The following is a 7,705-nucleotide window of genomic DNA, read 5'->3' as shown; positions in this document are numbered from 1 at the left end:
ATCTTCTCCCGGAGGTGGTGGTCCTGGAGCAGGGTCGGTCCTCGCTCGCCGGCCTTGAGGGAATGGTCGGTGTCGTACAGCCGCGCGCCCTGCGCTGTGGTGAGGTGCTCACCCTGCTGGCCGCGGGCGGTGTCCGGGCCTTCGACGGGGTGCCCGGTCGCGGTGCCCAGCACCGGAGCCCGCTGATCGGGCTTGGGGGGCGACGGCTCGGTGGGTTCGGTGGGTTCGGTGAGCGTCGGGGTACCGGAGCCCGGACTTCCGGGAATGTGCGGGTTCTTCTTTGGCACGGCGTAGCTCCTCCTGGAAAATCCGTGGGATTCGGCGCATCGTTGCTGAACGGTCCGCTCATGTCTGAGTGCCCACACGTTCGCGAAACAAATCAGGATGGGCGCCGCACCAAACCCTCCCCTGTAGCGAGATGCGGTTTCGTGTTCGCGTCCCAGGGCATAGCTGTAGCAGAAGTCAACGACAATCGACGCGAGAATCCGGCGTACTGCTGCGTCGGGACGGAGTGATCATGAGTACCGAACCAGGAAAGCAACTGCACGAGGAACCACAGTCCGAACGCGGCCCGAAGGGCTCACGCGACGCGGGCCCCGCCCAGGCCGGAACAAACCAGGCCGGCCGCGAGCAGGGGTCCCTGGATCAGGAGGAAGTCACCTCCACTGGGGAGCCGGGCAGCAACCCTGCGCCTGCCGGCGGCTCGTTGCCTCCCAAGGATGCAGAGCCGGCGATACCGCCGTACGAGGGCCGAACCACCAGCACGCAGGAAGGACGCCCGGAGCACGACGACCACGTCGATGCCGGCGAAATGCAGTCACCGAAACCGGAGGACACCCCGCGCGGCGCGGTGGCCTCGCCCGCCGAGGAGAAGCCCGCCGCGGAAGCCCCCGAGTCCGAGGGCAGCGACCCCGGAGTGGGCCCCGCGCATCAGGCAGGCGTCGGCAAGGCCGAAGACAAGAAATAAGTCCACTGTGCCGGTGGCGTCGCAGGAGAACGCGTTCTTGACGACAACACGTCAGCATTGGTGGCTCGCCGGCAATACATGTGACGAGCGTGCTCGTCGTGCGGCGGTACGAACGACGCCGCGCTTTGCTCCGGGACCCCATCGGAGAGGCCACAGCCACGGTGACGGAGCCGTATTCGATCGACGTCGCGTAGGCGTTTCGTACGGGCGGCGACGTCCGCTGAGGAAGGCCACACGTTTACCTGCATCCCCCGTCGGGCATCCGGAACGCACATCGACCGACGAGAGGTGTGGTTCCCAGTGCGCGCAGTCACCTGGCAAGGCAAACGGAAGGTCAGCGTCGATACCGTCGCCGATCCGAAGATCGAACAACCGACGGACGCCGTCATCAAGGTCACCACGACCAACATCTGCGGGTCCGACCTCCACCTGTACGAAACCCTCGGCCCGTTCATGACAGAGGGGGACGTTCTCGGCCACGAACCGATGGGAATCGTCGAAGAAGTCGGCGCGGAGGCGGGTGACCTGAAGGTCGGCGACCGCGTGGTGATCCCGTTCCAAATCTCGTGCGGCACCTGTTTCATGTGCAACCTGAAGCTGTACACGCAGTGTGAGACGACGCAGGTCCGCGACCAGGGGATGGGAGCGGCGTTGTTCGGCTTCTCGAAGCTCTACGGCCAGGTTCCGGGAGGACAGGCCGAGTACCTCCGCGTCCCCCAAGCCCAGTTCACCCACATGAAAGTTCCCGAGGGGCCGCCGGATTCCCGATTCGTCTATCTGTCCGATGTGTTGCCCACGGCCTGGCAGTCGGTGGAGTACGCCGCTGTCCCCGCGGGCGGGTCGGTCACCGTACTCGGGCTCGGCCCGATCGGAGACATGGCGGCACGCATCGCTCATCACAAGGGCGCACGGGTCATCGCGGTCGACAACGTCCCTGAACGCCTCGCTCGCGCCAAGGCCCGGGGGATCGAAACTCTCGACCTCGACGAGCACGGCAGCGATCTCGCCGACGTGATCCGCGACGCGACTGACGGCCGGGGCACCGACTCGGTGATCGACGCGGTCGGCATGGAGGCGCATGGATCACCGATCGGCAAGCTCGCCCAGCAGATCGTCGGGTACCTTCCGGACGCGGTCGCGGCGCCGCTCATGCAGAGGGCCGGAGTCGACCGTCTCGGTGCACTGTATTCGGCGATCGACATCGTTCGCCGCGGAGGAACCATTTCCATCATCGGGGTCTACGGCGGCATGGCCGACCCGATCCCCATGCTCACCCTGTTCGACAAGCAGATCCAGCTGCGCATGGGCCAGGCCAACATCAAGAGGTGGGTGGACGACATCATGCCGCTTCTCGGCGACGACGATCCCCTCGGCGTCGACACCTTCGCCACTCACACACTCCCCCTGGAACAGGCGCCTCACGCCTACGAGATCTTCCAGAAGAAGCAAGACGGGGCGGTCAAGATCCAGCTCACACCGTGAAGCCGGACTCGTACCGGTCACCCTCACTGGCGGAATGGAGAAACAAAGAGGGCGTCTCATGCACGTCGAGCACATCTCGGCGCCGCGGCACCCCTCGATGCAACGAGTGGTTCGCCATCCGCGATTCAGTGGGTCATTCGCCCAGAAGCGGAATAGGTACCGAGATCGACCGGACCCGGCGATCCATTCGGCGAAACCGCGCGGGTGAGCTTGCCCGGCTTCGCGAGCAGCCGGGGCGAAACGATGATCGCGACACTGTACGCGGCGGTCAGGACGCCGAGGACTCGGCCATGCTGGCATGGTCCGGGGTCCCGCGGATCGCGCCTGCAACCGGCCGAGGGCCGTGATGTCGTCGGATACTCTGTTAGCTCTTGGTGGGATCGTGACCCCAATTCATGAGTGAGTACCGCCACTTGCTGTTCTCGATGTTGCCGGTGGGTCGCTGCGCGAGATGACGGTGGGCGTAGCCGACGACCTTACGCATGTGGGCGTAGTCGTTATCGGTCAGATCCGCCTTCTTCATTCCTAGGATGTCGACGATGCGTCGACCGCTGGCGTGCCCAGTCGATTCGCCGCCGTCGTCGGCCTTCTGCCCCGCGGACTTCGACTCATCAGTGTCGAGCCACCGCCGCAGCTCGGTGGCCGTCATGTTGACGGTGTCGTCGAATTGCGTCTGAATCTCATCGTTGTTTTCGGCCATGGTGTCTCGCTATCAGGAGGACGCAGGTGCGTACGGGAAGCCGAGTACCCCGCCTCACCCGATCGACACCTGCGGGGAAGAAGTGGGCGTCCCCAGCGAACGCGCACGTGTGTCAACGCGACAGCAACCGGATGACCGCGCGTTCGACGACCGCTCGTTCGGCGTCCTCGGAGCGCGAGCGCCGCGCGCGGTCTACCGCGGATGCGATGGTGTAATCCGACTCGTACGCGGTGACCACTCGGGGGTCCACATACGACGCGCGGGCAACAGCGGGCGTGTTGCCCAGCACCTCACCGACCTCACGCATCACCTCAGCCTCGGCGCGGGATCGCGCCCGTTTCGACGAGACGGGACCGACATCGGCGAACGCGACGGCGGCGATGACGGTGGCATGCCAGGTACGAAGATCTTTCGCGGTGTACTCGTCGCCGGCGACTTCCTTGAAACGGGTATTGATGTCATCGGCGTGCACCTCCGCCCAACCGCTGTCGGTGCGGTACACGAGGAGCCGGTCGGTGTCGGCGTCGCTGCGCAACAGGGACCGGACCGCTGTCGCGAGGGACGCGTCCTCGATGGCGAGGACGCGCTGCACGCCACTCTTGGCGGGGAAGTCCAGCCGTATCTCACCACGGTGGACGTCGACATGTTCGCGCAGCAGGGTGGAGACGCCGCGGGAGCCGTGGTCCTCGGCGTACGCCTCGCCCCCGATTCGCAGCACCCCACGATCGAGCAGGCGTAACGCGACGGCCTCGACCCTGTCTCGACCGCGGCCCCGGCGGCACAGGTCCTTGTCGACCCGTTCTCGCCACTCCGGCAGGCGTGCGGCCATCGCGAGTACGCGATCGAATTTTTCTTCATCGCGTTCGTGACGCCACTGATCGTGGTAGAGGTACTGGCGTCGACCGGCGGCGTCGACCCCGACGGCCTGGATGTGCCCGTTCGAATGAGGACTGATCCACACCTTCCGCCACGCCGGCGGGATGACGAGCGCCTCGATGCGTGCTCGGTCGCCGGAGGACACGCGACCGTCGCCGCCCTGGACCTCGTAGGAGAATCCGTTGCCGCGCCGACGTCGGCGTATGCCCGGGGTGTTCGGATCGCTGTGCCGCAACCTCACTCGGTCCCCTCTCGCGCATGCTGTCTCCGCTTCACCCGAGTACCCCAACCCGGGAGGCGCATGCGCACGTTCCTCCCTACGCGATGGAAAGGCACCCCTCACGCAAAGATGCGCACGCTGGGGAGACCCGCAGTCTGCCGCGTTGTCGCGAACGTTTGCTGGACGACTTCTCCAGCGCGCCGCGAAGGGGGTGTGGAATCCCGCGACTCCGTTCCAGCGCCGTGGCATCAACCGTCAACGGAGGGCTCGAGTCCTTTGTGCGCGCGGCAGCGACGGAATTGCCGCGGGGCATCCCCATCAACGCCGAGTGGCAGCAGTTCTCGGCGTGCCGCGGTTCGAATACCGAGTTGTTCTTCCCGCAAGACGTTGAAGCGCAACATGTTCGGGTGAGGCGTGAATGATCCGCGAAGCAGCTGTGTGACGCCGGCCCGATGGCGCGTCACTGCGCAGACTACGCATTGGTGGCCAAGGAGCGGCACGGTATCTGGGGTGGTATGACCGCTCAGGAACGGCGAAAGGAGCGCCGCGCGCGTTTCGCGGTGCCACGGAATTTTCGGTCGGTCTCGCTCTGATCGGCCGGTCGGGGCATTGTTGTATCCAGGGCATCGGCAACGAGGAGGATGTATGCCGGAACACCGTGACGCTGCTCTCCTGCCAGTGGCCACCACCACACGTCGCGACGGTGTGATCGCGCAGATCAAACGCGCCATCGTGCTCGGTTCGCTGCAGCCCGGGGAGAAGCTCACCGAGGCGCGACTCTCCTCCGAATTGAACGTGAGTCGTCCGACCGTCCGGGAGGCGCTGAGTCAGCTGGCCCAGGAGGGCCTGCTCGTCCAGGAGCCCTATCGGGGTTTGCGGGTGGCCTCGCTCGACGATGCGGCACTGCTCGATATCGCGGAAACGCGGATGGCGCTCGACATGCAGGCGGTGTCGGCGATCTTGGCCGATGCGTCCGGGCATCGGATGGAACTCGTCCTGCAGGCGTGGCGCGACTTCGAAGCCCGCGCATTCGATCCCGATCCGCTCGTCTATCACGAGGCCCACCTGACGTTTCATCGGAGTATCTGGGCAGCGTCGGAAAATTTCCTGCTGATGCGGCTGTGGCCGGTCACCGAAGCGCACATCACCATCGCGCTGCTGCACGACCAGTACACGCGCGCCGATCCCACGCGCGCCCACGCGGTGCATGCCGCCTTGATCGAGGCTTTCGAGACCCGTGACCTGGAGCAGATTCGTGCCGCCTTCACGGTGCACACGATCGGCAGTGCGCGCGAATTGGTCGCTCTGCTGGCCGCGCGTCGCGCCGCGACCTGACTGCCTCGATGTCGCGCCCGGGGATGGCCCGGATCATGCCCGAAAGACGTACCCGATCCCCCGGACAGTGTGGATCATTCGAGCGGCTCCGGTGGCCTCCAGCTTGCCGCGCAGCGAACTGATGCACACGTTCAGCACGTTCGACCGTGCTGCCATCGACGCCGGCACCGCCCAGATGGTGCGGACGAGGTCTTCGCGGGAAACGACGCACCCGGCCTTGTTGGCGAGGACGACCAGGACATCGAATTCCTGTCGGCTCACCTCGACCCAGTGGCCGTGGGAGTGCACCGTTCTCCCGATCAGGCTGATGGTCATCGCGGGAAAGACGAGGTCCTCGATCGGTGTCCAGCGCACACGACGGAGGACGGCACGGAACCGTGCTGCGAGTTCGGGCACGGTGCAGGGCATCACCACGTGATCGTCGGCGCCGGCATCGAGGATGGCGATGCGGTCGGCGCTGGACGCCGTGCTGCTGATGACACAGATTCCGGCACCGATTCCGTCGAGTCGCTGCCGTTGCACCATGGACGTGATCTCGTCCCCCTCGCGTTGAAAATAGGCGATCAGATCGGGGCGCAGCGCGTCGAGCCTGCCAGGAGTCAGGTCGCGACGGTCGGTGCAGGACACTCGAAGACCGTGGGCGCCGAGCTTGCTCAGCAGGGTCGGCGACCCGAGGCCCACCAGCAGGACCGAGGGTTGTGTGAGCTCATCTGACGCGAGGCAGGTCACGGATCCGATCCTCTTCGGGAAGCGCCAACGGCGATGACATCTGCAACGGCATGCTGCGACACATCTCGCGAAGAAGGTCTCGGCACAGCACCGCCCAGGAAGGTGAGAAAGGCTCAACTGCGGTCACGTTCATCTCTACGAACTCCGGATTGCTCGGGGGCGCCGGTGGCTGCCCTGGGGACGGTCTCGTTCGTCGGGGACACTTCCCGGCTTCATCGTGACCTCGATTACATCCCACTCTTGCCGTTTTTGGCAAGTTTCACTTACCATTAATGGGTCACTTGCTCCCCAGGAGGTATCCATGTCAGAAGATCTCGAGGGCGTCTACTCGGCGGTCGCCACTCCATTCACCCAGGATCAGCAGCTCGACGAGGCCGGTCTGCGCCGGTTGGTCGACCGCACCATCGAATCCGGGATTCACGGGCTCGTTCCGCTGGGGTCGACGGGCGAATTCTTCGCCCTGAGCCGCGGCGAACGCGAATGCGCGCTGGAGGTGGTGCTCGAGCAGACCGCAGGGCGGGTGCCGGTGGTACCGCACACCGGGGCGACCAGCACCGCCGAGGCGATCGTGCTGTCCCGGCACGCGGAGAAGGCGGGTGCGACCGCGCTGATGCTGGTGGCGCCGTACTACGAGCCGTTCAGCATCGACGAGGTCAAGAGCTACTACAAGGACGTCGCCGGATCGGTGTCGATCCCCGTGATGGCCTACAACCTGCCGGCGGCGACGGGGGTGAACCTGACCCCGCAGATCCTCGGTGAGCTGATCGACGAGGTGCCCAACGTCAAATACGTCAAGGACACCAGCGGTGACTTCACCGCCGCGGCGCAGCTCATCCACGAGTTCGGGGAGAAGGTCTCGGTGTTCGTGGGCTGGGACACTCTCTTCTACGCGGCCCTGCTCGAGGGTGCCGCCGGTTCGGTCATCGGTGCGGCGAACGTGGTGCCGCGTCAGCTGGTCGATGTGTACGACGCCATCGCGGCGAGCGACCTCGCGCTGGCCCGCACGCTGTGGGCCAAGCTGTTCCCGGTGATGAGCACCCTCGTCAGCGGTGGATACACCGCGGCCGTCAAGGCCGGGATGGAGCTGGTCGGTCACCCCGCCGGCCCGCAGCGGGCGCCCGGTGCCGCACTGACCGGCCCGCGCCTCCGCGAGCTCGAAAAGGCCCTCGCGGCACTGTAACGGGGACGCACTGCCCCGACATATCGACGATCGCCGGCTCCGACACGGGGCCGGCGATCATCGTTGTGGGCGGGCTTTTTTCGACTCGGGGAGTCGCATCGGCCACACCGGAACGGCAGATGACGGGCGGTCCTGGGCCGGGGTTCCCCCGGGGTGTGGCGGATGCAGCGCCGGTCTGTTCTCCTGTGTTCACCGCGGTGGTGCGCACTGATGCAC

The 7,705-nt window shown here is 66.0% G+C and carries 8 protein-coding genes and 1 pseudogene; 5 read left to right on the top strand and 4 right to left on the bottom strand.

Annotation, left to right across the window (positions count from 1 at the left end; genetic code table 11):
- A pseudogene (locus tag ACFTZB_RS40320) lies at positions 1-287 on the bottom strand (catalase HPII); the annotation flags it as partial.
- A gap of 230 nt (positions 288-517) precedes the next feature.
- Here ACFTZB_RS40320 and ACFTZB_RS40315 point away from each other — a divergent pair.
- A complete protein-coding gene (locus ACFTZB_RS40315; RefSeq protein WP_378440732.1) occupies positions 518-967 on the top strand; it encodes a hypothetical protein in 450 nt (149 codons plus the stop codon).
- Between the two features lie 300 nt (positions 968-1,267).
- Positions 1,268-2,449: a zinc-dependent alcohol dehydrogenase gene (locus ACFTZB_RS40310; RefSeq protein ID WP_378440730.1), complete on the top strand. Its 1,182-nt coding sequence runs from the start codon at positions 1,268-1,270 to the stop codon at positions 2,447-2,449.
- Positions 2,450-2,813: 364 nt separating this feature from the next.
- Here the strand turns inward: ACFTZB_RS40310 and ACFTZB_RS40305 are convergent, their stop codons facing one another.
- Both ACFTZB_RS40305 and ACFTZB_RS40300 read right to left on the bottom strand, forming a co-directional pair.
- Positions 2,814-3,149 (bottom strand): DUF3140 domain-containing protein, encoded by a 336-nt coding sequence (locus ACFTZB_RS40305; RefSeq protein ID WP_378440728.1) that lies wholly within the window; start codon positions 3,147-3,149, stop codon positions 2,814-2,816.
- A 112-nt stretch (positions 3,150-3,261) separates the two neighbouring features.
- Positions 3,262-4,266, bottom strand: coding sequence for a DNA topoisomerase IB (locus tag ACFTZB_RS40300; protein ID WP_378440726.1), 1,005 nt, complete (start codon positions 4,264-4,266; stop codon positions 3,262-3,264).
- Positions 4,267-4,679: 413 nt separating this feature from the next.
- Between ACFTZB_RS40300 and ACFTZB_RS40295 the strand changes: the two genes are divergently transcribed.
- The gene (locus ACFTZB_RS40295; RefSeq protein ID WP_378440734.1) at positions 4,680-4,838 is read left to right on the top strand and encodes a WhiB family transcriptional regulator; all 159 of its coding nucleotides are present in this window, start codon (positions 4,680-4,682) and stop codon (positions 4,836-4,838) included.
- Between the two features lie 85 nt (positions 4,839-4,923).
- On the top strand, positions 4,924-5,580 hold the full coding sequence (locus ACFTZB_RS40290) for a GntR family transcriptional regulator (RefSeq protein WP_378440724.1): 657 nt from the start codon (positions 4,924-4,926) through the stop codon (positions 5,578-5,580).
- A gap of 33 nt (positions 5,581-5,613) precedes the next feature.
- On the opposite strand, the gene ACFTZB_RS40285 is transcribed toward ACFTZB_RS40290, so the two are convergent.
- Entirely contained in the window at positions 5,614-6,309 is a 696-nt protein-coding gene (locus ACFTZB_RS40285; protein WP_378440722.1) for a response regulator transcription factor, read from the bottom strand.
- A 301-nt stretch (positions 6,310-6,610) separates the two neighbouring features.
- Here ACFTZB_RS40285 and ACFTZB_RS40280 point away from each other — a divergent pair, with 301 nt between their 5' ends.
- Positions 6,611-7,489: a dihydrodipicolinate synthase family protein gene (locus ACFTZB_RS40280; protein WP_378440720.1), complete on the top strand. Its 879-nt coding sequence runs from the start codon at positions 6,611-6,613 to the stop codon at positions 7,487-7,489.
- Positions 7,490-7,705: the final 216 nt, after the last annotated feature.

Origin of the sequence: Rhodococcus sp. NPDC057014 (assembly GCF_042673295.1) — a bacterium.
In the GTDB taxonomy this organism is placed as follows: domain Bacteria; phylum Actinomycetota; class Actinomycetes; order Mycobacteriales; family Mycobacteriaceae; genus Rhodococcus_F.
Note: the sequence above shows the minus strand (reverse complement) of the source record. Positions and strands in the feature narration are given on the sequence as shown.

Coding starts and splice junctions, on each gene's coding strand:
- ACFTZB_RS40315 (WP_378440732.1), top strand. CDS start 518: ATGAGTACCGAACCAGGAAAGCAACTGCACGAGGAACCACAGTCCGAA.
- ACFTZB_RS40305 (WP_378440728.1), bottom strand. CDS start 3,149: ATGGCCGAAAACAACGATGAGATTCAGACGCAATTCGACGACACCGTC.
- ACFTZB_RS40280 (WP_378440720.1), top strand. CDS start 6,611: ATGTCAGAAGATCTCGAGGGCGTCTACTCGGCGGTCGCCACTCCATTC.